The following is a 24,743-nucleotide window of genomic DNA, read 5'->3' on the forward strand; positions in this document are numbered from 1 at the left end:
TTAAAAAATGAGATGTATTATGGCTATGAGAAAGACTATTCTTCATTTGAAGAATTCTCAAGAGCAGTTGAGGAATATATTGATTATTACAATAACAAAAGAATTCAGGCAAAAACAAAATGGATGCTCCTGTACAATACAGGATGACATCCATGGGTTCTGCCTAGTTTATAAGTATGTGTCCAGGATTCTGGGTACATATCATTTGTGTCTAACTTTTGGGGTGCAGTTCATATATAAGATGCTTTTTTTATAGCGATTTCCGATTTTTTAACTTAGAATCAATACAGTACAAGTCAATTAGAATGTCCTTCCCAGCCATCGAATTTAATAGAATGTCTGCTGCCTTATGCCCAATTTCCACAGGATTTTGTTCTATCGAGGTAATTTCTGGATTGAATAAATCCGTTAATGCTCCATCATCATAACCAACCAAGCCAATTTTATCAGGAACAGGAATATTTTTTTCCTTTAAAAGTCTGATTAACCCATAAAGTAATCCGCCATTGAAGGCATAAAGTACCGTTTTGACATCATCGTAAATATATTGCTTCATCTGATCCCAAATATCAATATCCCTCGCAACAATGTCTTTTATCTCATTAGTAGTAACAATTATAACCTCAACATCATAATCAGCTAGACCATTTTGTAATCCTTTATAACGGTTTATACGAGGAGAGGCATTTTTTATTTCGGGAGTTAAGATGATAACTCTCTTATAATTATGTTCAGCTATAGTTCTGCCCAAGTTTTGTGATTGAAGAAAATTATCTGATACTACTGCTGGCCATTTCAATGGCTCAACATACCTATCAATTTGAACAAGTGACATTCCTGACGGAATAAAGTCATATTCCAATGAGGACTCACCAATCGGTTGAATGTCAATCCCATCAACTTGTTCATCTATTAATTTTTTAATATTATTGGCTTCTCTTTTTGTATTTAAATCAGAATCCATAATGATAGTATGATAGTCGGTACTATTTAAACGATCCATAACACCTTTGATCATACGCGAAGTATATGAATTCGAGATATCAGCTACGACAATACCAATTATTGATGAGTACTGTGATTTTAAAGCCCTAGCTTGACGACTTGGTCGATAATCTAACTCTTCAATCACTTCTTGTATGCGATTCCTGGTTGCTTCAGACATGCCTTCATACTTGCCATTTAAATAACGAGATATTGTCGTTTTGGAAACTCCAGACAAATTTGCAATATCTGAAATTGTTAATTTTTTATTCATTCTCTTACCTATCTTTAGTATTCAATTTATCTAATTTGATTTTACCACCATATTAGTTCATAAACCATATTACTTTTATAATTTTTTTCTTTCATATTACTTATATTTGTATATTTATAATATAAGTATATCAAAAAATTTAATTCCTATGATATAATTATCTATATTAAACCTTAGGAGAATATTATCTTATGATGAATATGCAAAACATGATGAAGCAGGCGCAAAAGCTTCAGAAACAAATGGAGCAAAAGCAGGCTGATTTGGCGGCTATGTCTTTTGTTGGTAAGTCTGCTCAGGAGCTTGTGACGGCTACTTTTACTGGGGATAAGAAATTGCTTTCCATTGATTTTAAGGAAGCGGTTGTGGATCCTGAAGATCTTGAAACTTTGTCTGATATGACAGCGCAAGCGATTAATGATGCTTTGACTCAAATTGATGATGCGACTAAGAAAACAATGGGTGCTTTTGCTGGGAAAATGCCATTCTAACTTTCTGAACATGATAAAAGGAGCAGAGACCTTGGTCTTTGCTCCTTTCTTTTGGGCTTGGTTTCAAGTGCTACTTTGCTTGGGCTTGGTTTGGGGCTGATGTCGTCTCAACTTTAGGTTAGTTTGGCTGTTTTTTTAATCAAAGAAGCCACCCAGGTCGGCGAAGGGGTTGTTGCTAGCCACTTCTTCTTGTTGGGTCAGGTATTGTTTGTTGTCGTCCAGCTCCAGGAAGGTTTCATAAACACGCGCAGTCATGCGGGCGTCCTCTAGGCTGTTGTGGCCCTTGCCCTTGATGCCTAAAAAGCTAGCAACGGTGGTCAACTTGAGATTGCTAATACCGTTGAGGTCGGTACTGCGACGTTCGAAAGCTTGGTCATAGAGGTCAACCTGGTATTGCCCATTTAAATCGAGGCCGTTTTCCGCTAGGATTGGTAGATCGGATTTTTGGGAATTGTAGCCTATCAGAGGGTAATCACCGACAAATTTTTTAAAGTCCGCTAGAACTGTGTCAACCTTGGGTGCCCTAGCAATTTTATCGGCAGTTATTCCGGTTAGACCATTAATAAAGCTTTGGAGGGGGACATCCGTGTATACATAAGAGTCAAAGCTGTCAACTTCCTCATGCTGGTCCATTTTGACAGCTGACAGCTGGATGAGATGGCTAACCTCATCAACGGTATTAAATTCTAAATCAAAGGCGATGTAATGTGTTAGATTTTCCATAAGTCTCCTAGATAAAAAGACCCTTGAGGGCCTTTATTAGTCTTATTTTCCAAATAATCGGCTAAAGAAGCCTTTTTTACCAACTGTGCCTTTTACTTCTTCGACTTGATTTTTGGCTTCATCAGCTTCAGCTTTTGCTTCTTCTAATTCCAACTTCAAGGTTTCTTTATCAGCCATAGCTTTGGCTGTTAATTGTTGTTGTTGGTCTAATTGTTTATCTTTTTCAGCAATTTGAATGTCTTTCACCCGCATTTGCTCATCTTTGGCTGCCAACTGCTCGTCTTTAGCCATTAATTGATTATAAAGGCGGGTAATTTCAGTGTTTTTCTCATCAACTAAAATTTCTAATAATTCACGTTGTTTAGTTTCTTCACTGATCGGTTCATCGTCAAAAATCGTTTTTTTATAAATTTCTTCCAACTTAATAAGGCCACTACGTTTAACCACAGTGACACCCTTGTCATTTTTATCAAGATCTTCTTCGGGAAGTGCTTTGACACGATTATTGACGGCCTGACGACTGACTCCCAAAATTTCAGCTAGTTCACTAACTGTCTTTTCTATTGTCATATGATCCTCTTTACATTACTGAATATTCTAATAAGCATAGTAACATAATACTAGTATTCTGTCAATTTCAGCTAGGTTAAGGAGGCATTAAAAACAAAATAAGCCGTTTTAATGTACGGCTCGAGACATAGATATTGGATCACCTTCCTTTCAGTTTTCAGACGGTTTCAAGGAAAAAGCCTCCATTTCTATTATTGATAAGATTGACGTAAGAAATATCTCTCTTACTACTTCTATTATAGCGTGGGAAAGATTTCTTGTCTAATGAATACATCCTAAATGACTCTGGTTTATCTGCTATAAAAATTGGAATCATTATGATAAGATAGGCTTATGAATACTTATGATACGATAATAATTGGTGGTGGTCCTGCTGGTATGATGGCAGCCATTTCCTCTAGCTATTATGGCTACAAAACCTTGTTAATCGAAAAAAACCGTCGCTTGGGCAAAAAACTTGCTGGTACAGGTGGGGGACGCTGTAATGTGACCAATAACGGAACTTTGGATGAACTATTGGAAGGCATTCCTGGTAACGGTCGCTTCTTGTATAGTGTTTTCTCCCAGTTTGATAACCATGACATCATCAATTTCTTCCAGGAAAATGGGGTTAAACTCAAAGAAGAAGACCACGGTCGCATGTTCCCAACCACTGATAAATCCAAAACCATTATAGAAGCCCTGGATAAAAAAATCAAGGAACTGGGTGGGCAAGTTATAACAGCTACTGAAATTGTCTCTGTCAAAAAAGAAGGCGACAATTTCTTGCTCAAATCGAAAGACCAAGAATTTAGCTGTCAAAAACTGATTGTCACAACTGGCGGAAAATCCTATCCTTCAACTGGTTCTACTGGTTTTGGCCACGATATCGCCCGTCATTTCAAGATTGAAGTGACTGACCTCGAAGCTGCTGAAAGTCCGCTCTTAACCGACTTCCCTCATAAAGAACTGCAAGGCATCTCCCTGGATGATGTAACCCTATCTTATGGTAAGCATGTCATCACCCACGACCTGCTCTTTACCCACTTTGGCTTGTCGGGTCCTGCTGCTCTTCGTCTTTCGTCTTTTGTTAAGGGTGGTGAAATAGCTGAGCTGGACTTCTTGCCTCAAATGTCTGAAGATCTGCTTAACAGTTTCTTGGAAGAAAATCGCGAAAAAGCTATCAAGAATGCACTTAAGTCCTTAGTTCCAGAAAGGGTGGCTAATTTCTTAAGCACAGCCTATCCCGAAAAAGTTAAGCAGTTAACACCTGTTCAAAAAGAAGAATTGGTCGGAAAGCTTAAGCGATTCCCTATAGCAATTACGGGTAAAATGTCCCTAGCTAAATCCTTTGTGACCAAGGGCGGGGTCGATTTGAAAGAAATCAATCCTAAAACTTTGGAGAGTAAAAAGGTTCCGGGTCTTCATTTTGCTGGGGAAGTTCTAGACATCAACGCCCACACTGGTGGCTTCAACATTACTTCTGCCCTCTGTTCAGGTTGGGTGGCTGGTAGTCCCCATTATTAGGATGTAACATTTTTTAAAAGATGATTTTTAATAATCAAATAGTTTAAACGGAAGACAGGAAATTTATCCTGTCTTTTTTACTTAACCGGTTGCCTATCTTCTCAACTTAGTGTATAATGGTTTTATGTTTTCTTAACCGGTTAATTACCAGTTAAGGAACGGGTCTGATAAGCCCAAAGATTATTAATAGAATGAAGGAGAAAGCAATGGCAAAAAAATCAAAAATTGCTAAATACCAAAAGCAGCTCCAACTGATTGAACAGTACGCTGACCTTCGTCGCGAGCTTAAAGCCGCTGGGGATTATGAAGCACTTCGCAAATTGCCTCGTGATTCAAACCCTAACCGTTTGAAAAACCGCGATTTAATTGATGGCCGTCCCCATGCTTACATGCGTAAGTTTGGCGTTAGCCGTATCAATTTCCGCGACCTAGCTCACAAAGGCCAACTTCCTGGCGTCACTAAAGCTAGCTGGTAAGCTTGTCACACTTTCAAACACTTATTTTGCAGGTGGGTGTTTAACTATTAGTAATCATAGAAGCCAATTATTTATCACAGTAAACTCGGTATGCCAAGATGCCGGGTTTTTTGTTTGTACAAAATATGCTTTCGGCAAATCTTTCTATACAATTTAAGAATGGTTTTCCCTGGATACTGAGATTATGGTTTTTGCCATTTTCGGATTTCTTTAGATGCGAGATTAAAAGTTGTGAATAATGGATTGCCATATTCTAAATTTTTAAAATCTAGTACTTTTATTTTTTAAATTTTTAAGGAGCATATTTTCTGATTATTAAAACCACAATCTGCCATTGTCAGATTCTTAGAGGCTAAATTGATGGTTGTCACTTTTAATTTACCATTTTCTGATTTTCAAAGATAGTAGATTACAAATTGAATCACTTTCACACAATTATTCAAAAAACTCTTAGACCACATGATCTAAGAGTTGATTTTTCTATCATTTAATCAAGATAACTAAAAGCTAAGCTTGGTTTGGCATTGAGGTCCATTTGACCAAAATGACCCAAGTCATATTCAACAGCTGCGGCTAGGGCAATCATTCCGGCATTGTCTCCACAAAGTCGGAGTGGTGGAATAACCACTGGGACATCTGTAATGTCTTGGGCTAAACGTTCACGCAATCCTTGATTAGCAGCAACACCGCCTGCTACAACTAGCATTTTGACTGGGTATTTGGTTAAGGCTTTTTGCGTTTTAGCCATGAGGATATCAAGGACGGCTGCTTGGAAAGAAGCACAAAGATCTTCTAAGACCAGTTCCTCTCCTTTTTGTTCTGCGTTGTGGTGCAGGTTGATAAAGGCAGACTTGAGCCCTGAGAAAGAAAATTCTAAATGGTCTTCCTTTATCATGGCCCTTGGGAAGTTGTAAGTATCTTGCCCTTGGTGAGCTAATTGGTCAATTTCTCGTCCAGCTGGGTAGGTTAAGCCCATTACTCGACCTACTTTGTCATAGGCTTCGCCTACTGCGTCGTCCCGCGTTTCACCAACGATGTGGTAATTGCCAGGTTCTGATACGTAGACCAATTCTGTGTGGCCTCCTGAAACTAAGAGGGCCATCAGCGGATATTCTAGTTCTTTTTCTTCACGCGCAGCCATGAGGTGGCCGGCCATGTGGTTGACTGGGATCAGTGGGATTTGATGGGCCCAGGCAAATGCCTTTGCGGCAGCGATTCCCACCAATAAAGCACCGACTAAGCCTGGTCCATAAGTTACAGCAACGCCGTCCAATTGTTCTGCTGTGATGCCTGCTTCTTGGAGGGCGTCTTCGAAACAGCTGGTGATCACTTCCACGTGATGACGGCTGGCAACTTCTGGCACAACACCACCGAAGCGTTTGTGGCTCTCCACTTGGCTGGCAATGATATTGCTCAAGAGTTCTTTGTCATTTTTGAGGATGGCGACACTGGTTTCGTCACAGGAACTTTCGACCGCCATGATGTATCTATCTGTCATTTCTTCCTTCTCGTTTCATCAATAGTGCCCCTTCGACAGGGTTTTTGTAATAGTCCTTGCGTTTGCCGACGATGGTAAAGTCAGCTTTTTTGTAGAGGGCTTGCGCGGCTAGATTGGATTCTCGGACTTCTAGAAAGATAGGGATGTTATCATCCACGACTCGCTCTAGGAGCTGTGCGCCTAAGCCCTTTCCTTGGTATTGCGGTAAGACCGCAATATTGGTGATTTCGGCTTCGCCTAGTAAATTCTGTAAGGACAGGAAGCCGACAATTTTCTGGTCATCATAGACATAAAAATAGTCAACTTCTGGTGAGGCCATATCACTTGCTACTTGCTCTTTGGTCCAGGGCGACTCTTGGTAAACCTGGCTTAGGATGTCATAAACAGCAGTCATTTTTTCGTCAGTTGCATTCATCTTTAAACACGCTTTATATAGTTTTCATCATTGCCAGCTTGATGAGTTTTCAACCAATTCTCTTCGGCTTCAACTTTTTTCAGATACTCTGGAACAAAGGCGTCAACAGTGACTGCTGGCATGGTTTGAGCTTTTAGTCCCAGTTCATAGGCTGATGGGAGACTTGGTAGAATTTGTGCTTCTGGCAATTGAGTTGTGATAAATTCTCTAAAGACCTCCGCTTCTCCTGTGAAGATGACTTTGGGTTGATCTTTGATTTGCTCGAGTAAATCACCCAAGGCCATGTGTTGGTCTGGTCGGACAGATTCTTGATTGACGTAGAATCCTGCGTAGACATTTTGCCGTCTAGCATCAATTAAGGGGATAACTAAGTCATCTGGTTCCTTGATTCCTGCTGCTAGTGCATAGAGCTTGAAATGCCGACTAAGTCAATTCTTAGGGAGTAAGCTAGGGTTTTAGCTGTTGCGACGGCGACGCGTAAGCCTGTGTATGAACCTGGTCCTTCTGCGACTGCGATTCGACCCAAATCACTAGGCTTCAAATCCAAGGAATGCATTAGAAAGTCGATAGCGGGCATGAGGCTTATGCTATGATTCTTTTTGATATTGATGGTCAGGTCGGCTAATAAAGTTTGGTCCTCTAAGATAGCCAAGGACAGGCTCTTATTGGAGGTGTCAAATGCTAGTGTCTTCATTTTACCCTTCTTTTCTATGGATTTCTATTGTCCAATTATATCACAATTTGCCCTCTCTGAACAAAGGAGCGTTCGCGTGGGAGCTTATGAGCTCAAGATTCTTGCTATCAATGCTTTTACTAACAGCCCCAAATATGGTATAATTCTAGTAATTGCACTGAATCAGGATTAAAACTACTACACTCTTATTTATAGCGAACAGTCACGAGACACATGGTCATTTGACTTGTTTTATTATAGTTTCAATCATTGATGTACCCAGAAAGGAAAAATGAAATGATCTACAAAGTATTCTACCAAGAATCAAAAGACCGTAACCCACGCCGTGAAAATACTAAGGCTTTATATATTGATATTGAGGCTAAAGATGAATTGGAAGGCCGTATCAAAGCCCGTAAATTAGTTGAAGAAAAAACAAGCTACAACGTTGAATTTATTGAGCTTCTATCTGATAAACACTTGGAATATGAAAAAGAAACCGGTGTTTTCCAAGTAACGGAGTTATAATATGTCAACTATCGATTTAAAACCTCATGAAGTTGGCGTCTTCGCCATTGGTGGTCTAGGGGAAATCGGCAAAAACACATATGGTATCGAGTATCAAGATGAAATTATCATTGTTGATGCTGGGATTAAATTCCCTGAAGATGATCTTTTAGGGATTGACTATGTGATTCCTGATTATTCTTATATTGTTGATAATATTGATCGTGTTAAAGCCTTGGTTATTACCCACGGGCACGAAGACCATATTGGTGGGATTCCCTTCCTTTTAAAACAGGCTAATATTCCTATTTACGCTGGTCCTTTAGCCCTTGCCTTGATTCGTGGTAAATTAGAAGAACATGGTTTGCTTCGTGATTCAACCATGTATGAAATCAACCACAATACGGAATTGACCTTTAAGAATATGAGTGTGACTTTCTTTAGAACGACTCACTCTATTCCAGAACCTCTTGGTATTGTTATTCATACATCTCAAGGTAAGATTGTTTGTACCGGTGACTTCAAATTTGACTTCACACCAGTTGGTGACCCTGCTGATATCCATCGCATGGCTGCCCTTGGTGAAGAAGGCGTTCTTTGCTTGCTTTCTGATTCAACCAATGCAGAAGTTCCAACCTTTACTAACTCAGAAAAAGTAGTTGGTCAATCAATCTTGAAAATCATTGAAGGTATCCATGGACGGATTATTTTCGCCTCTTTTGCCTCAAATATTTACCGTTTACAACAAGCTGCGGAAGCTGCCGTTAAGACTGGTCGTAAGATTTGTGTCTTCGGTCGTTCTATGGAAAAAGCTATTGTCAACGGGATTGAACTCGGTTATATTAAGGTACCTAAAGGGACTTTTATTGAGCCTAATGAAATCAAAAATTACCATGCCAATGAAGTATTGATTATGTGTACTGGTAGTCAAGGGGAGTCCATGCTGCGCTTGCCAGAATTGCCAACGGTACGCACCGTCAAGTGACCTTGCAACCTGGTGATACGGTAATCTTCTCTTCAAGTCCAATTCCTGGTAATACAACTAGTGTTAATAAATTAATTAATACCATCCAAGAAGCTGGTGTTGAAGTTATCCATGGTAAAGTTAACAACATCCATACCTCTGGTCACGGTGGCCAACAGGAACAAAAATTGATGTTACGCTTGATGAAACCTAAATTCTTTATGCCTGTCCATGGTGAATACCGGATGCAGAAAGTCCACGCAGGCTTAGCTGAAGACACTGGTATTCCAGAAGAAAACATCTTCATCTTGGAAAATGGTGACGTGCTTGCTTTGACTAGCGACTCTGCTCGTCGTGCTGGCCACTTCAATGCCCAAGACATCTATGTGGATGGTAACGGAATTGGTGACATTGGGACGGCTGTTCTTCGCGATCGTCGTGATCTTTCAGAGGACGGTGTTGTCCTTGCTGTAGCAACAGTTGATTTTGATACGCAAATGATTCTGGCAGGTCCAGATATCCTAAGTCGTGGTTTTATCTACATGCGTGAGTCTGGTGACTTGATTCGTGAAAGCCAACGTGTTTTATTCAATGCTATCCGCATTGCCTTGAAAAACAAAGAAGCAAGTATTCAATCTGTTAATGGAGCTATTGTGAATGCTCTTCGTCCATTCTTATATGAAAAGACTGAACGGGAACCAATCATTATCCCAATGATTTTAACCCCTGACAAAGAAGACTAAAAATAGATAGTCGTTTTTTAGATACTTTACTAAGGTAGCTCGGACGATAGCGACTTCCTTTGGAATTCCATATCTAAATCTTAAGTCTTAAGATTTCCGAAAATGCAGAAACTCTAGGTTTCTGCATTTTTTGCTATAGTGTAAAGTATCTTTTTTGTCATTATTTTAACTCACAAGCATTACTAAGATAAGTATATCAATATGGTGCTTATTATCTGATACATTTTATCAGTATTAAATAACTCCCTCTTTACACAAACTGAAGACAAAGTCTATTTATTTTCAATTGATTGACAACTGTATAATGTTGTTTTGTGGAAGGCTTAATATTATTACCAACTCTTTTAGATTAATTTTTCCACTAAAAAATGTTTCTATATTAAAAAACAACCCGAAGGTTGTTTTTTTTAATGATGTTTTGCTTTATAAGCTTCTGCTTCTGCTTCTGTTGATAAGACAAAGTGACCAGCTGTAATTTCATGCATCTGACGCTCTTGTCCATCCATTTCCATACTTGGATCATAGATTTCAGCAACACGTTTGCGTTCAATATCTGGATCCGGTTCTGGAATAGCTGATAATAGGCTTCGTGTATAAGGGTGGATTGGATTATTGTAGACGTCGTCTGATGTCCCTATTTCTAACATTTTACCCCAGTGCATAACACCAATTCGATCTGATATGTATTTTACCATAGACAAATCATGGGCAATAAAGAGGTAAGTCAAACCACGTTCTTCTTGCAACTTCTGCATAAGGTTAACAACTTGGGCCTGAATAGACACGTCCAAGGCAGAAATTGGCTCATCGGCAATGATGAATTTTGGTTTCACAGCAAGAGCACGGGCGATACCGATACGTTGACGTTGACCACCTGAGAACTCATGTGGGTAACGGGTAACGTGGTCACGGTTAAGACCAACGCGTTCTAACAATTCTTGAACACGCGCTTCACGCTCTTCTTTAGAGTTAGTCAATCCATGGATATCCAAACCTTCAGCAACGATATCACGGATTTTCATCCGGCCGTTAAGACTGGCTTGTGGATCTTGGAAAATCATTTGGGCATCTTTACGGAATTCTAAAAGTTCTTTCCCTTTTAAATTGGAAACCGTTTTGCCGTTGAAGTTGATTTCACCTTCGTTAATTTCATAGAGTTTTAGGATGGCGCGTCCAACAGTTGTTTTACCTGAACCTGACTCACCGACAAGACCAAAAACTTCACCTTCATAGATGTCAAAGCTGACGTTATTAATCGCTTTGACTTCATTCTTTTTGCCTTTATTGAAGATCAATGACACATTTTTAAGCTCAACTAATTTTTTACGTTCTTCAGTCATTAAGCTTGACCTCCATTCTTTTCAGCCCATTTTTCCCAACGCTTTTGAATTTGGAGCGGAGGTGTCACCTTAGGTGCACGCTCATCTAATAACCAAGTCGCTGCGTAATGAGTATCTGAAATTTTAAACATTGGTGGCTCTTCTTCGTGGTCAATATCCAAGGCAAACTCATTACGAGCTGCAAAGGCATCCCCTTTTGGTGGGTTCAATAAATCTGGGGGAGTTCCAGGAATTGACTCAAGGGTTCCTGCTTCTGTATCAGTCGTTGGCATTGATTTTAGAAGTCCCCAAGTATATGGGTGTTGAGGATTATAGAAGACTTCATCAACTGTTCCATATTCAACAATCTTTCCAGCATACATAACCGCAACACGGTCAGCCATACCAGCAACAACACCCAAATCATGAGTGATAAAGATTATAGAAGATGAAATTTGTGATTGCAAGCCCTTCATTAATTTCAAAATTTGGTTTTGAATCGTTACATCGAGGGCAGTTGTTGGTTCATCAGCGATTAAGATTTCAGGGTTAGCAGCTAGGGCAATAGCAATAACTGCACGTTGACGCATACCACCAGACCATTGGTGTGGATAATCATTAATATGCTCTTCAGCATTTGGAATACCAACCTGGTTCATCAATTTCAAAGCACGGTCTAAGGCTTCCTGTTTGGAAACAGACTCATGGATCAAAATAGCTTCAGCAATTTGCATTCCAATTTTCATTGTAGGGTCTAAACTGGTCATCGGATCTTGGAAGATCATGGCAATCTCCTTACCACGAACTTTTACCCATTTTTCTTCTTTGAGCTCATTTAGTTTCTTACCTTTGAAATCAATATCACCAGTAATACTAGCATTTTTAGCATTTAATCCCATTAAGGTACGAGTTGTTACAGATTTACCAGAACCAGACTCACCTACGATAGCAAGTGTTTCACCTTTGTATAATTCGAAATTAATATCACGAATGGCTTTAACGTCTCCAGCATATGTTTTAAAATCAACGTGGAGGTTTTTAACATTTAAGATTGTTTCATTTGACATGTTTTTTCCTCCTAGTCGTTACTTGATTTTGGATCAAATGCATCACGTAAACCATCACCTAATAAGATAAAGGCAAGGGAAATAAGGACGAGAGCAAGGGCAGGAAGCAAGACTTGATATGGGAAATATTGCAAGTTTTCTTGCGCATCCGTAATCAATGAACCAAGTGATGCTGTCGGTGGTTTAACCCCCAAGTTAATAGCTGATAGAACTGATTCATACATGATGGCACTTGGAACAGTCATCATAATTTGAACAATAATGATACCTGAGATATTTGGCAATACATGCTTAAAGGCAATTTTAAAGTTACTTTCCCCTAGTGCACGTGATGCAAGGACAAAGTCTCGTTCACGATATGATAGGGTTAAGTTCCGTACTTGACGTGCCATTGAGGTCCAGCCAACAATTGCAATCGAAATAATGATAGAAAGAACACCATTTCCTAAAAGCAATCCAAGCATAGTAACAATAACCAAGTTAGGGATTGATGAAATAACTTCAATTATCCGTTGCATAACAGTATCCACTTTACCACCAGTAAAACCTGATACCAAGCCATAAGTGACCCCAATAATTAAGTCAATAATGGTTGCGACAATGGCAATTAAAAGTGAAATACGAATACCAACTGTAATCCGTTTTCCAATACTACGTCCTAAATTATCTGTTCCCAATAAGAACTTTTTATCTTCTGGTACCCCTTGATCAGCGTAAGCATCGTTAGGTTCTGTATTGCCAGCATAGGTAATACTACCATTCCAGAAAGGTAAACTTGAGCTGATTTTTGGTGGTAAGTTACGATAAATCGAAACTTCTTTACTGTCAAAACTATTTGCATCATTTTTACTCACAACAAAAGTTGAACCAACAGCAAAAACTAATAGGGTCGCCAAAAAGACCATAGAAACTACAGCTAATTTGTTTTTCTTAAGGCGTCGCCAAGCATCTTCAAGGAAAGATAAGGCTGGCTTTTCAATTTTTTCTTGTGAGTCAGTAGAACCAACACCAACAAGTTTAAATGATTTTGTATCTTCTAGCATCTTACTCTCCTATCCTAGACGTACACGTGGATCTGCAATACTGATAACAACGTCAGTAATTAAGATTGCCACCATTAGCATCAAGGCATAAACAATCGTTGTTCCCATAATAACTGGGTAATCTTTAGTTGGGATTGAAGAGACAAATTGTTGCCCAATACCAGGTATTGAGAAAATCTGTTCAATCAAGGCAGACCCTGTCAAAATATTAGCAGCCATTGGACCAACTAATGTCAAAACTGGAATCATTGAGTTACGATAAGCATGTTTATTGGTTACTTGACGATTAGTCAAACCTTTAGCACGAGCCAACTGGATATAGTCAGTATTTAAAGTTTCAATCATTTCACTACGGAAGAAACGAGTAACTTGCGCAAATACTGGAATGGCTAAACCAAATGTTGGCAGAATAGTTTGTGCAAAAGACCCCCACCCAGAAAGTGGTAATAGACCCCATTTGAATCCAAAATAGTCTAATAGTAATAAACCAATGATGAAGGCTGGTACAGAGATCCCTAAAGTAGAAATCACACTTAAGAAGCCATCAATTTTATTGTTTTTATTACGTGCTGAAATAGCACCAACTAACAATCCACCAGAAATACCGACAACAAGAGCTTGAATCCCTAAATGGACAGAAACGCCAAGTCTTTGCGTGATCAATTTGGTTACGGATTGGTTGATAGATTGATAACTTGTACCAAAGTCCCCATGCAATACATCAAATAAGTACTTCAAATACTGTTGCCACAATGGTTTATCTAAGCCATATTGCTTATTCATCATAGCAATCATTTCTGCTGTTAATTTGGGACTGTTGTAAGGTGTTCCTGGCATAATTTGCATTAAGAAGAACGATAGAGTTACAACTACCCATAAAGTTACTAATAAAATAGCAACACGTTTTAATAAATATCTAGTCATGATTTCCCTCTAACAAAAGCAAGAACTGGGGTCACCAATTCTTGCACTATTTCGTTACGATTAAGGTCTCTTATTTTTTATAAGCGTGTGTAAAGTCAACGTTTAAACCAGTTGAGTTACGAACAAGACCTTTGATGCTTGGATTTTGTAAAGCTTGTGTCGTTCTGAAGTATACTGGGTTGTAGTAAGCATTGTCATAAAGAATTTTTTCAGCATCTTTATAATCTTTTGCTGCTGCATCAGTATCTAGAGCATCATCAGTGATGGCTTTTTTGTAAGCTGCATCATATTCTTTACTTGCGAATTTACCATAGTTGTAGGCTGCATCTGAAGTGAAGAGACCGTAGAAGGTAGAACCTTCTGGATAGTCACCACCCCAAAGTACTAGAGCAACTTCAAAGTTTTGGTTTTTAGTATCTTCAAGACGTTGTTTGAAGGTTACAAATTTTTCTTCAACTGTAAGACCAGGAAGAGCTTTTTCCCAAGTTTCTTTAATGTAGTCAACTGTCGCTTTAGCAACTGGGCTATCAGCATCCGCAGTAACTGTTACTTTAACAGAATCTTTACCAAGTTCTTTCAAACCTTCTTTAAAGACTTTAGCTGCTTCTTTTTCATCGTAGTTATAGCCAGGTTCAACAAATTTAGTTAAGTCTGAACCATCTTTAAGTTTTGCAAGGCCTGTTGGGGCAATCGCTGTCGCAGGTTTTGAGCCAGTATCCACAGCTGCCGCTACGATTCCAGCGCGGTCAGTTGCCAAGTTAAGAGCCTGACGAATTTTAGTGTTAGCAAGAGCCTCTACTTTACCAGTTTGATTATAAACCATATAAGCAGTTGTTGCTTCTGGTACATCTACAACATCTTTATTTTTCTTGTTAGCATTGTAGATTGCTGAAGTTCCTGAAATGTTAGCTAAATCAAGTTTACCTTGTTTATACATTTGAACAGCAGTATCTGGTTTTTTAACAGTTTGAACATTGATTGCTTTAGTTTTAACTTCTTTAGCATTCCAGTAGTTTTTATTTTTAACAAGTTTGAATGTACCACTTGTACCATTCCATTTTTCAACAGTGTATGGTCCAGAATAAATTTGTTTGTCTGATGAAGTACCGTAATCTTTACCAGCTTTTTTCACAAATTCTTCTTTTTGTGGCATGAAGTTTGCAAATGACAACAAGCTCTTGAATTGTGGTGATGGTTTAGAAAGTGTGAAGATAACTTTGTTGCCTTCAGCTTTAACACCTAAAGAGTTGATATCTTTGTTCGCACCACTGTTAATTTCTTCAGCATTTTTTAAGTGAGCATCAAAAGTCAAATAAGCATACTCAGAGGCAGTAGCTGGATCAACAATACGTTGCCAAGAATAAACAAAATCTTTAGCAGTCAATTCGCTACCGTCAGACCATTTCAAGCCATCACGAAGAGTAGCTGTGTAAGTCAAGCCGTCTTCTGAAACGTCAACACTTTTAGCTAATTCAGGTTGAAGTTTACCTTTTTCGTCAACACGGAGTAAGTTACTTTCAGAGTTCCCAATTGCTAAAGCAGAATAGGTGTCCGTATTTTTGGAAATATCCAATGAGATAATTTCTGTTGGTGTATACCAGTTGATTTCATCTTTGTTTCCTGATTGGGCTGTTGATTTGTTTCCACAAGCCATTAAGAGTGTTGCAGAAGCAAGAGTAACTGCTCCAAGACCTAAACGTTTCCAATTTGCTTTTTGTTGCTCGTTCATGTAAAGACCTCCTAGTCAAACATTTTTTGTGTAAAAGTTGATAGATTAAATTATATCACAATTCAGAAAAAAAGGAATAGATTTATCTGAAAATTTTGATATTAAATTTTTATAAAATACTATAATTTTCAAACCTTATCATACCAAGGATTATGCACTCTTGTGTTAATAAAAAATCAGTCAGATGAATATAATAAAAATCACTAAGAAAACTTAGTGATTTTATCATTAGTAACTATGTAAATAATTATCGATTTCCCATTGTGAAACAAAGGTTGCATATGAAGCCCATTCAATACGTTTAGCTTCAATAAAGTTCGTATAAATATGCTCACCTAGAGCATCAATCACCACTTCATCTGTTTGAAGTGCTTTAAGGGCATTATGTAGAGTAGATGGAAGATCAACAATACCAGCTTCTTGACGTTCTTCCATAGTCATTGTATAGATGTTAGCTTCAACAGGGCTTGGAGCTTCAATTTTATTGATGATTCCGTCAAGTCCTGCTTCTAAAAGCACAGCCATTGCAAGATATGGGTTGGCAGTTGGATCTACAGAACGCAATTCTAAACGAGTACCATTACCACGAGAAGCAGGTACGCGAATCAATGGAGAACGGTTACGACCTGCCCATGCCACATAAACTGGTGCTTCATAACCTGGAACTAAACGTTTGTATGAGTTAACTGTTGGGTTAATAATCGCAGTGAAGTTATAGGCGTGCTGCATTAAACCACCTAAGAAGTAATAAGCATCTTCTGATAATTGCATCCCTCGACTATCATTTTCATCGAAGAACGCATTTTTTCCATCTTTATCAAACAGTGACATATTGCAGTGCATACCTGAACCAGCAATTCCAAATTTAGGTTTTGCCATAAAGGTAGCATATAAGCCATGTTTACGAGCAATTGTCTTAACAACCAGTTTAAAGATTTGAATATTATCACAAGCTTTTAAGGCATCATCGTACTTGAAGTCAATTTCATGTTGACCAACAGCCACTTCATGGTGACTTGCTTCTACTTCAAAGCCCATTTTTGTCAAAACATTAACGATTTCACGACGTGTATTATCAGCTAAGTCAGTAGGAGCTAAATCAAAGTAACCACCATTGTCGTTAACTTCGAGAGTTGGATTTCCTTGTTCATCCATTTTGAAAAGGAAAAATTCTGGTTCTGGTCCCAGGTTAAACGATTTATATCCGACCTCTTCCATGTGTCTTAGGGCACGTTTTAGATTACCGCGGGGATCGCCAGGGAAAGGCTCACCTTCGGCAGTATAAATGTCACAAATCAAGCCTGCGACGGCACCATTTTCATCACCCCAAGGGAAAACAATCCAGGTATCCAAATCTGGGTATAAATACATATCTGATTCATTAATACGGACAAATCCTTCGATAGATGAACCGTCAAACATTGCTTTATTTGATAAGACCTTCTCCAACTGTTCGTCGGTTGCTGGAATTTCAACGTTTTTCATAATTCCCATAATGTCAGTAAACATTAAACGTAAAAACGTGACATTTTTTTCCTTAACTTCGCGACGAATGTCAGCTGCTGTGATTGCCATAGAAATAATTCTCCTTACTATTTCCAAAATCTAGTTCGTAGTTAAATACGAAAGTTACCCATTGACTGTGCTGGTGCTGTAAAACCACCTTGATTTAAGAGTTCATCACGTAGAATCCGCCTAACATCAGCATCAGTTAATGCTTTATCAGCCTGATTAAATTTTGTTTCCCTTTGAATATACTCACGTTTTATGGCAGCTATATTGAGACCATCATCAATGAAATCTTTAATTTCTAACAAACGGTCCATATCATTCAATGAAAACATACGACGATTACCCTCAGTTCGTTCCGGTTTAATCAGTTCTTGATCTTCATAGTAACGGATTTGCCTTGCAGATAAATCTGTTAGCTTCATTACTGTACCAATCGGAAAGACAGCCATCGAGCGTCTTAATTCTTTTTCTTTCATGAATCCCCCTTTCACATCCTTTATTATAACCTATGAAAATTAAATGTCAAGGAGCGATGTGATATTTCCTCACATCGCTCCTATTTTTTTCATTTTTGCAATTTCTTGCGAATAAATTCAATGTCTGTATTGACCAAAATAGCAATAAAAACACCACAAAAGGTTTCAAATACCCTAGCTAAAACATAGACAAAAGTATCTCCAGTCGGAATGGATAGTGTTATCACTAATAAAGCTGCCACCGCTCCAATTATTCCTGCCTTATTATTAATAGCCACATTAATAATGATAGTTAGCATGGTTACAATGGGCACAAAAACTAAAGTTACCCAAAATTGATGATTGAAGAAAATTTGCAGGACATAGTAAAGCATGGCACATAGACCTCCTATACTATTCCCAATAATTCTGGAAGTCCCAAAAGAAACTGTTTCATCCATACTTTCACGTAAACTAAAAACGGCGGTTAAGGCCCCAATTTGTAAACCTTCTAAGCCAAACATATGAAAGAATAAAATGACCAAGAAAACGGAAAGCCCAGTTTTCAAAGTTCTCATCCCTAATTTCATTTTCTTGGGATCAAAATAATATTTCATCTTCGGTTTTCCCCTTTCTGAATATAGTAAGTGTACCATATTCAGCAGTCATTTGTCATTTGGCTTTAGCAAAGGACTAGAAAAAAGTGAATTTTTGAATATTTTCTCAAAAATATAAATTTTTCTTCTTGAAAGCTAAAATATTATATTATAATAAATTATATTTTACTTAGTTAAAGTCATTTTTGATAAAAATTTTAACTATAAGATTCTGTTTTTATATTTCACATAGGAAAAAGAGCCACTATTTTATTTATAGATAAAAATAACAAAGAGAGTTGGTCTAACCAACTCTCTCAATTCTTTTATTGGCGCAGTAGCTGAATGGCTGTTCTTCCTCTACTTGAAAGCGAACAAGCTATTCAGACTTGCGAGGGTGCGTCTAGGGAATCACAGATTCCTAACTTACCGCTTATTTCTCTGTTAATGCAGCTAGTCCTGGTAGTTCTTTACCCTCTAATAATTCCATTGAAGCTCCGCCACCTGTTGAGATCCATGAGAATTTTTCTGCACGGCCTAAGTTAATTGCTGCAGCTGCTGAATCGCCACCACCGATGATTGATTTAACACCTGGTTGTTTAACAATTGAATCCATAACACCGATTGTTCCTGCTTGGAAATCAGGGTTTTCAAAGACACCCATTGGTCCATTCCATACAACAGTTTTAGCGCCTTCAAGAGCTTTATCAAATTCAGCAATTGATTTTGGTCCGATATCTAGACCTAGGAATCCTTCAGATACAGCTTCACCTTCTGTATCGCGAACTTCTGAGTAGTCGGCAAAGGCATTTGCCTCTTTAGAGTCAACTGGTAAAATTAATTTGCCATTTGATTTTTCAAGTAATTCTTTAGCAATTTCAAGTTTATCTTCTTCAACAAGAGAATTACCAATTTCAATTCCTTGTGCTTTGTAGAATGTATAAGTCATTCCACCACCGATAAGAACTTTATCAGCTTTCTTAAGAAGATTTTCAATAACACCGATCTTATCTGAAACTTTTGAACCACCTAGAATTGCAACGAATGGACGTTCCGGAGTTTCAACTGCTTCTTTAATGTATGCAATTTCATTTTCCAAAAGGAAACCTGCAACAGCTTTTTCCACATTTGCAGAAATACCAACGTTTGAAGCATGAGCACGGTGAGCAGTACCGAAAGCATCATTTACAAAAATGCCATCGCCAAGTGATGCCCAATATTTACCTAATTCAGGATCATTTTTAGATTCTTTTTTACCGTCTACATCTTCAAAACGTGTATTTTCAACTAGAAGTACTTGTCCATCTTCTAAAGCATTAATTGCTTCTTCCAATTCAGCACCACGAGTTACTCCAGGGAAAACAACATCTTGACCAAGTTTTTCTGCTAAGTTTTTAGCAACAGGTGCAAGTGATTTACCTTCTTTATCGGCTTCTTCTTTAACACGACCTAAATGTGAAAAGAGAATTGCACGGCCACCATTTTCAACAATGTATTTGATTGTAGGTAATGCGGCAGAAATACGGTTATCATTTGTGATAACACCATCTTTCAAAGGGACATTAAAGTCAACGCGTACGAGAACCTTTTTCCCTTTTAAGTCAAGGTCTTTAACTGTCATTTTAGCCATTTGTATAGACTCCTTAATAATATTTTATACACCCTATTATAGCATAATTTTGAAAAGATAGATAAAAAATGAAAGTAATTAATTATATTTTTCACAAATTTTTCATACAAAAAAAAGGAAGATTTCTCTTCCTTTTTCTATCTAAAATTATTTAGCAATTTTTGCGAAGTACTCAAGAGTACGAACAAGTTGAGCAGTGTAAGACATTTCGTTGTCATACCATGAAACAACTTTAACTAATTGATTTCCATCAACAGTTTGAACTTTAGTTTGAGTAGCATCGAATAATGAACCGAAAGCCATACCAACGATATCTGATGATACGATTGGATCTTCAGTGTAACCATATGAATCGTTAGCTGCTGCTTTCATAGCTGCATTAACTTCTTCAACTGAAGTTTCTTTTTCAAGAACTGCTACTAATTCAGTAACTGATCCAGTTGGAACAGGAACACGTTGTGCAGCACCGTCAAGTTTACCATTTAATTCAGGGATAACAAGACCGATTGCTTTAGCAGCACCAGTTGAGTTAGGTACAATGTTTGCTGCAGCAGCACGAGCACGACGAAGGTCACCACCACGGTGTGGTCCGTCAAGAACCATTTGGTCACCAGTGTAACCATGGATAGTAGTCATTAAACCTTGTTTAACACCAAAGTTATCTTGTAAAGCTTTAGCCATAGGAGCTAAACAGTTTGTAGTACATGAAGCACCTGAGATAACTGTTTCAGTTCCATCAAGGATATCATGGTTAGTGTTAAATACAACTGTTTTCACATCGTCTCCACCAGGAGCAGTGATAACAACTTTTTTAGCACCGTTTGCATGTAAGTGTTTTTCAGCAGCTGCTTTTTTAGCAAAGAAACCAGTTGCTTCAAGAACGATTTCTACACCGTCAGTTGCCCAGTCAATTTGTTCTGGATCTTTTTCAGCAGAAACTTTGATAAAGTTACCGTTTACTTCGAATCCACCATCTTTAACTTCAACTGTTCCGTCAAAACGACCTTGAGTTGTATCATATTTCAATAAGTGTGCAAGCATGTTAGGGTCTGTAAGGTCGTTAATACGAGTTACTTCAACACCTTCAACATTTTGAATACGACGGAATGCAAGACGTCCGATACGACCGAAACCGTTAATACCAACTTTAACTACCATTAGTGATTTCCTCCTTATGAAAATCAAAAGAATTATTATTAAGGGACAAGCCCCTACCTATTGTGAAAAGATTAACAACAAGAACTTGTTCCAACCTTTCAACAGAACTATTATATAACTATTTCTTAAAAATTGCAAACAAAATAACTAATTTCACAAACTTTAAAAGTCCCATAATCCCCTATATATCAAGGGTTTTGTGAAAGTGTTTTCACTGTTATATAGCATAGAAATCCTAAACCTATCAAAAAAGAAGTTAAGACAAAGTCCCAACTTCTTCTTAGTGAATTAATTATTCACCATGATTTTTTTTGATAATTTCTTCTTGAACAGATTTAGGAACATCTTCATAATGGTCAAATACCATCATAAATGTACCACGTCCTTGAGTTGCTGAACGAAGGATAGTTGCGTAACCAAACATTTCTGCAAGAGGAACATATGCACGAACAACTTGTACATTTCCACGAGCTTCCATACCATCAACGCGTCCACGACGAGCAGTAACGTGACCCATAACATCTCCCAAATTATCTTCTGGAGCTGTAATAGTTACAAGCATCATTGGTTCTAAGATTGAAGGTTGTGCAGATTTTGCAGCTTCTTTAAGTGCAAGTGATGCAGCAATCTTGAAGGCAGTTTCGGATGAATCGACATCATGGTAAGAACCATCATAAAGTTTAGCTTTAACGTCTACTAATGGGTAACCAGCAAGGACACCGTTAGCCATAGATTCAACCAAACCTTTTTCTACTGCAGGGATGAATTCACGAGGAACCACACCACCTACGATTGCATTTTCAAATTCGAATCCTTTACCTTCTTCATTTGGAGTAAATTCAATCCAAACGTCACCAAATTGACCTTTACCACCAGATTGGCGTTTGAAGAAACCACGAGCTTGAGTTGAAGCACGGAATGTTTCACGGTAAGATACTTGAGGAGCACCAACGTTTGCTTCAACCTTGAATTCACGTTTCATACGGTCAACAAGGACATCCAAGTGAAGTTCTCCCATACCAGCGATAACTGTTTCACCAGTTTCAACGTTAGTTTCAACGCGGAATGTTGGATCTTCTTCAGCAAGTTTTTGAAGAGCGATACCCATTTTATCTTGGTCAGCTTTAGATTTTGGCTCAACCATTAATTGGATAACTGGTTCTGGAACTTCAATTGACTCAAGAATAACTTTTGCTTTTTCATCAGTCAATGAGTCACCAGTTGTAGTGTTTTTCAAACCAACTGCTGCTGCGATATCCCCAGCATACACTTTTTCAATTTCTTTACGAGTGTTTGCGTGCATTTGAAGGATACGTCCGATACGTTCACGTTTATCTTTTGAAGTATTCATAACGTATGAACCACTTTCAAGGATACCTGAGTAAACACGGAAGAATGTTAAACGACCTACGAATGGGTCAGTCATGATCTTGAAGGCAAGAGCTGCAAATGGCTCTTCATCAGATGCTGGACGAGTTTCTTCTTCTTCTGTATCAGGTTAACACCTTTGATTGCAGGAATGTCAAGTGGGCTTGGAAGGTAGTCAATAACTGCATCAAGCATTAATTGAACACCTTTATTTTTGAAAGCTGAACCACAAAGAACTGGGAAGAATTCAACGTTGATAGTTGCTTTACGAATACCTTCTACAAGTTCTTCATTAGTGATTTCTTCACCTTCAAGATATTTCATCATTAATTCTTCATCAGTTTCAGCAACTGCTTCAACTAATTTTTCACGATATTCGTTAGCTTGATCTACATATTCAGCAGGAATATCTTCTTCACGAATATCTGTACCAAGGTCGTTAGTATAGATTTCAGCTTTCATCTTAATCAAGTCAATGATACCAGAGAAATCATCTTCAGCACCGATTGGTAATTGAATTGGATGAGCATTTGCTTGAAGACGGTCATGAAGTGTGCTTACTGAATAAAGGAAGTCAGCACCGATTTTATCCATTTTATTAGCAAAAACGATACGAGGAACTTTATATTCAGTTGCTTGACGCCAAACTGTTTCAGTTTGAGGTTCAACACCTGATTGTGCATCAAGAACAGTTACAGCACCATCAAGTACACGAAGTGAACGTTGTACTTCAATTGTGAAGTCCACGTGACCTGGTGTATCGATGATATTTACACGGTGTCCATCCCATTGTGCAGTTGTTGCAGCTGATGTGATTGTGATACCACGTTCTTGTTCTTGCTCCATCCAGTCCATTTGTGATGCACCTTCATGAGTTTCACCGATTTTATGGATTCTACCAGTGTAGTAAAGAATACGCTCTGTTGTAGTTGTTTTACCGGCATCAACGTGAGCCATGATACCAATATTACGAGTTTTTGCTAGTGAAAATTCGCGAGCCATTAGGTTGTTTCTCCTATTATTTTTTTGATAAGTTTATTATATCATGATTTATAAAAAACGGATAGGCAGGACCTACCCGTTATCAAGATTATTAAACTTTTGCAGTCTTGATTATTATCAATTCAAAAAATTGAAAAATCTTACCAACGGAAGTGTGCAAATGCACGGTTAGCTTCAGCCATTTTGTGAGTATCTTCACGTTTTTTAACTGATGCACCAGTGTTGTTAGCAGCATCCATGATTTCTTTTGCAAGACGTTCTTTCATAGTGTGTTCACCACGAGCACGTGATGCATTTACTAACCAACGAAGACCTAAAGTTGTACGACGTTCAGGACGAACTTCAACTGGGACTTGGTAGTTTGATCCACCAACGCGGCGTGCACGTACTTCAAGTACAGGCATGATGTTGTCCATTGCAGTTTCAAAAACTTCTAAAGCATCATTACCAGTTGCTTCTTTGATTGATGAAAAAGCATCATATACGATAGTTGCAGCAGTACCACGTTTACCATCAAGCATAACACGGTTGATAAGACGTGTTACAATTTTTGAATTATATAATGGATCTGGCAATACTTCGCGCTTAGGCGCTTGATTTTTACGACTCATTGATTCTTATCTCCCTTCTATTATCCTTTAGGACGTTTAGCACCGTATTTAGAACGGCCTTGTTTACGATCAGCAACACCTGCAGTATCAAGGGCACCACGAACGATATGGTAACGTACCCCTGGAAGGTCTTTTACACGTCCACCACGAATAAGAACAACACTGTGTTCTTGCAAGTTGTGTCCGATACCTGGGATGTATGCTGTAACTTCAATAAGGTTGCTCAAACGTACACGAGCGAATTTACGAAGGGCAGAGTTAGGTTTTTTAGGTGTCATAGTTCCAACACGAGTTGCAACCCCACGTTTTTGTGGTGCAGACATTTTAGTGTGAACTTTTTTATGACTGTTGTAACCGATATTCAAAGCTGGTGAATCTGATTTTTCAATTTTAGATTTACGTGGTTTACGTACCAACTGGTTAATTGTAGGCATCTACATTCTCCTGTATTTTTTTATTTTTGGTTGATATAGCACTTGGTGACAGCCTATATCTGGGTGTACTT

At 38.3% G+C, this 24,743-nt stretch carries 22 protein-coding genes and 3 pseudogenes; 6 read left to right on the plus strand and 19 right to left on the minus strand.

The genetic code is table 11. The features are described 5' to 3' along the window. The first annotated feature begins 12 nt into the window (after nt 1-12). Complete coding sequence (locus AT575_RS11105) at nt 13-147, plus strand: IS3 family transposase (RefSeq protein WP_425444831.1); 135 nt, start codon at nt 13-15, stop codon at nt 145-147. Between the two features lie 103 nt (nt 148-250). On the opposite strand, the gene AT575_RS08700 is transcribed toward AT575_RS11105, so the two are convergent. Next, entirely contained in the window at nt 251-1,258 is a 1,008-nt protein-coding gene (locus AT575_RS08700; protein WP_102777993.1) for a LacI family DNA-binding transcriptional regulator, read from the minus strand. Nucleotides 1,259-1,449: 191 nt separating this feature from the next. Here AT575_RS08700 and AT575_RS08705 point away from each other — a divergent pair, with 191 nt between their 5' ends. Continuing rightward, nucleotides 1,450-1,749 carry a YbaB/EbfC family nucleoid-associated protein gene (locus AT575_RS08705; protein WP_102777994.1) on the plus strand — a complete coding sequence of 100 codons (300 nt, stop codon included), beginning with the start codon at nt 1,450-1,452 and terminating at the stop codon, nt 1,747-1,749. A 135-nt stretch (nt 1,750-1,884) separates the two neighbouring features. On the opposite strand, the gene AT575_RS08710 is transcribed toward AT575_RS08705, so the two are convergent. Together AT575_RS08710 and AT575_RS08715 are read right to left on the minus strand one after the other, a co-directional pair. Further along, entirely contained in the window at nt 1,885-2,472 is a 588-nt protein-coding gene (locus tag AT575_RS08710; protein ID WP_102777995.1) for a 3'-5' exonuclease, read from the minus strand. A 42-nt stretch (nt 2,473-2,514) separates the two neighbouring features. After that, nucleotides 2,515-3,042: a DUF536 domain-containing protein gene (locus tag AT575_RS08715; protein WP_102777996.1), complete on the minus strand. Its 528-nt coding sequence runs from the start codon at nt 3,040-3,042 to the stop codon at nt 2,515-2,517. Nucleotides 3,043-3,375: 333 nt separating this feature from the next. Here AT575_RS08715 and aao point away from each other — a divergent pair, with 333 nt between their 5' ends. Together aao and rpsN are read left to right on the plus strand one after the other, a co-directional pair. Then, entirely contained in the window at nt 3,376-4,548 is a 1,173-nt protein-coding gene (aao, locus tag AT575_RS08720) for an aminoacetone oxidase (protein WP_102777997.1), read from the plus strand. 206 nt (nt 4,549-4,754) lie between these two features. Continuing rightward, nucleotides 4,755-5,024 (plus strand): 30S ribosomal protein S14, encoded by a 270-nt coding sequence (rpsN, locus tag AT575_RS08725; RefSeq protein ID WP_071793982.1) that lies wholly within the window; start codon nt 4,755-4,757, stop codon nt 5,022-5,024. A 487-nt stretch (nt 5,025-5,511) separates the two neighbouring features. On the opposite strand, the gene tsaD is transcribed toward rpsN, so the two are convergent. The 3 genes and pseudogenes from tsaD to tsaB form a co-directional block, all read right to left on the minus strand. After that, nucleotides 5,512-6,522 carry a tRNA (adenosine(37)-N6)-threonylcarbamoyltransferase complex transferase subunit TsaD gene (tsaD, locus tag AT575_RS08730; RefSeq protein ID WP_102777998.1) on the minus strand — a complete coding sequence of 337 codons (1,011 nt, stop codon included), beginning with the start codon at nt 6,520-6,522 and terminating at the stop codon, nt 5,512-5,514. Then, complete coding sequence (gene rimI / locus AT575_RS08735) at nt 6,512-6,937, minus strand: ribosomal protein S18-alanine N-acetyltransferase (RefSeq protein ID WP_102777999.1); 426 nt, start codon at nt 6,935-6,937, stop codon at nt 6,512-6,514. Before rimI ends, tsaD begins: the two co-directional genes overlap by 11 nt. 2 nt (nt 6,938-6,939) lie before the next feature. After that, nucleotides 6,940-7,631 (minus strand): annotated as a pseudogene (gene tsaB, locus AT575_RS08740) (tRNA (adenosine(37)-N6)-threonylcarbamoyltransferase complex dimerization subunit type 1 TsaB). A 276-nt stretch (nt 7,632-7,907) separates the two neighbouring features. Here tsaB and AT575_RS08745 point away from each other — a divergent pair. After that, on the plus strand, nt 7,908-8,138 hold the full coding sequence (locus AT575_RS08745; RefSeq protein WP_102778000.1) for a DNA-dependent RNA polymerase subunit epsilon: 231 nt from the start codon (nt 7,908-7,910) through the stop codon (nt 8,136-8,138). Nucleotide 8,139: 1 nt separating this feature from the next. Then, nucleotides 8,140-9,824: pseudogene (rnjA, locus tag AT575_RS08750) on the plus strand (ribonuclease J1). A 407-nt stretch (nt 9,825-10,231) separates the two neighbouring features. On the opposite strand, the gene AT575_RS08755 reads toward rnjA, so the two are convergent. The 13 genes and pseudogenes from AT575_RS08755 to rpsL all read right to left on the minus strand — a co-directional run bounded on the left by AT575_RS08755 (nt 10,232) and on the right by rpsL (nt 24,672). Next, complete coding sequence (locus AT575_RS08755; protein WP_102778001.1) at nt 10,232-11,164, minus strand: ABC transporter ATP-binding protein; 933 nt, start codon at nt 11,162-11,164, stop codon at nt 10,232-10,234. Then, nucleotides 11,164-12,210 (minus strand): ABC transporter ATP-binding protein, encoded by a 1,047-nt coding sequence (locus AT575_RS08760; RefSeq protein ID WP_102778002.1) that lies wholly within the window; start codon nt 12,208-12,210, stop codon nt 11,164-11,166. Before AT575_RS08760 ends, AT575_RS08755 begins: the two co-directional genes overlap by 1 nt. Nucleotides 12,211-12,221: 11 nt before the next feature. After that, nucleotides 12,222-13,253 (minus strand): ABC transporter permease, encoded by a 1,032-nt coding sequence (locus AT575_RS08765; protein ID WP_102778003.1) that lies wholly within the window; start codon nt 13,251-13,253, stop codon nt 12,222-12,224. Nucleotides 13,254-13,262: 9 nt separating this feature from the next. Further along, the gene (locus AT575_RS08770) at nt 13,263-14,177 is read right to left on the minus strand and encodes an ABC transporter permease (protein ID WP_102778004.1); all 915 of its coding nucleotides are present in this window, start codon (nt 14,175-14,177) and stop codon (nt 13,263-13,265) included. Between the two features lie 70 nt (nt 14,178-14,247). Continuing rightward, nucleotides 14,248-15,906 (minus strand): peptide ABC transporter substrate-binding protein, encoded by a 1,659-nt coding sequence (locus AT575_RS08775; RefSeq protein ID WP_102778005.1) that lies wholly within the window; start codon nt 15,904-15,906, stop codon nt 14,248-14,250. A 228-nt stretch (nt 15,907-16,134) separates the two neighbouring features. Further along, nucleotides 16,135-17,481, minus strand: coding sequence for a type I glutamate--ammonia ligase (glnA, locus tag AT575_RS08780; RefSeq protein WP_102778006.1), 1,347 nt, complete (start codon nt 17,479-17,481; stop codon nt 16,135-16,137). Nucleotides 17,482-17,522: 41 nt separating this feature from the next. Further along, nucleotides 17,523-17,894 (minus strand): MerR family transcriptional regulator, encoded by a 372-nt coding sequence (locus tag AT575_RS08785; protein ID WP_102778007.1) that lies wholly within the window; start codon nt 17,892-17,894, stop codon nt 17,523-17,525. 89 nt (nt 17,895-17,983) lie between these two features. Next, on the minus strand, nt 17,984-18,490 hold the full coding sequence (locus tag AT575_RS08790) for an FUSC family protein (RefSeq protein ID WP_102778008.1): 507 nt from the start codon (nt 18,488-18,490) through the stop codon (nt 17,984-17,986). Nucleotides 18,491-18,902: 412 nt separating this feature from the next. Further along, nucleotides 18,903-20,099 (minus strand): phosphoglycerate kinase, encoded by a 1,197-nt coding sequence (locus tag AT575_RS08795; protein WP_102778009.1) that lies wholly within the window; start codon nt 20,097-20,099, stop codon nt 18,903-18,905. A 147-nt stretch (nt 20,100-20,246) separates the two neighbouring features. Then, nucleotides 20,247-21,257: a type I glyceraldehyde-3-phosphate dehydrogenase gene (gene gap, locus AT575_RS08800; RefSeq protein WP_102778010.1), complete on the minus strand. Its 1,011-nt coding sequence runs from the start codon at nt 21,255-21,257 to the stop codon at nt 20,247-20,249. Nucleotides 21,258-21,549: 292 nt separating this feature from the next. Beyond that, nucleotides 21,550-23,627 (minus strand): annotated as a pseudogene (gene fusA / locus AT575_RS08805) (elongation factor G). A gap of 140 nt (nt 23,628-23,767) precedes the next feature. Beyond that, nucleotides 23,768-24,238: a 30S ribosomal protein S7 gene (gene rpsG, locus AT575_RS08810; protein ID WP_071794000.1), complete on the minus strand. Its 471-nt coding sequence runs from the start codon at nt 24,236-24,238 to the stop codon at nt 23,768-23,770. A 20-nt stretch (nt 24,239-24,258) separates the two neighbouring features. Beyond that, nucleotides 24,259-24,672: a 30S ribosomal protein S12 gene (gene rpsL / locus AT575_RS08815; protein WP_003085715.1), complete on the minus strand. Its 414-nt coding sequence runs from the start codon at nt 24,670-24,672 to the stop codon at nt 24,259-24,261. Nucleotides 24,673-24,743: the final 71 nt, after the last annotated feature.

Origin of the sequence: Streptococcus penaeicida, assembly GCF_002887775.1 — a bacterium.
Classification (GTDB): Bacteria; Bacillota; Bacilli; order Lactobacillales; family Streptococcaceae; genus Streptococcus; species Streptococcus penaeicida.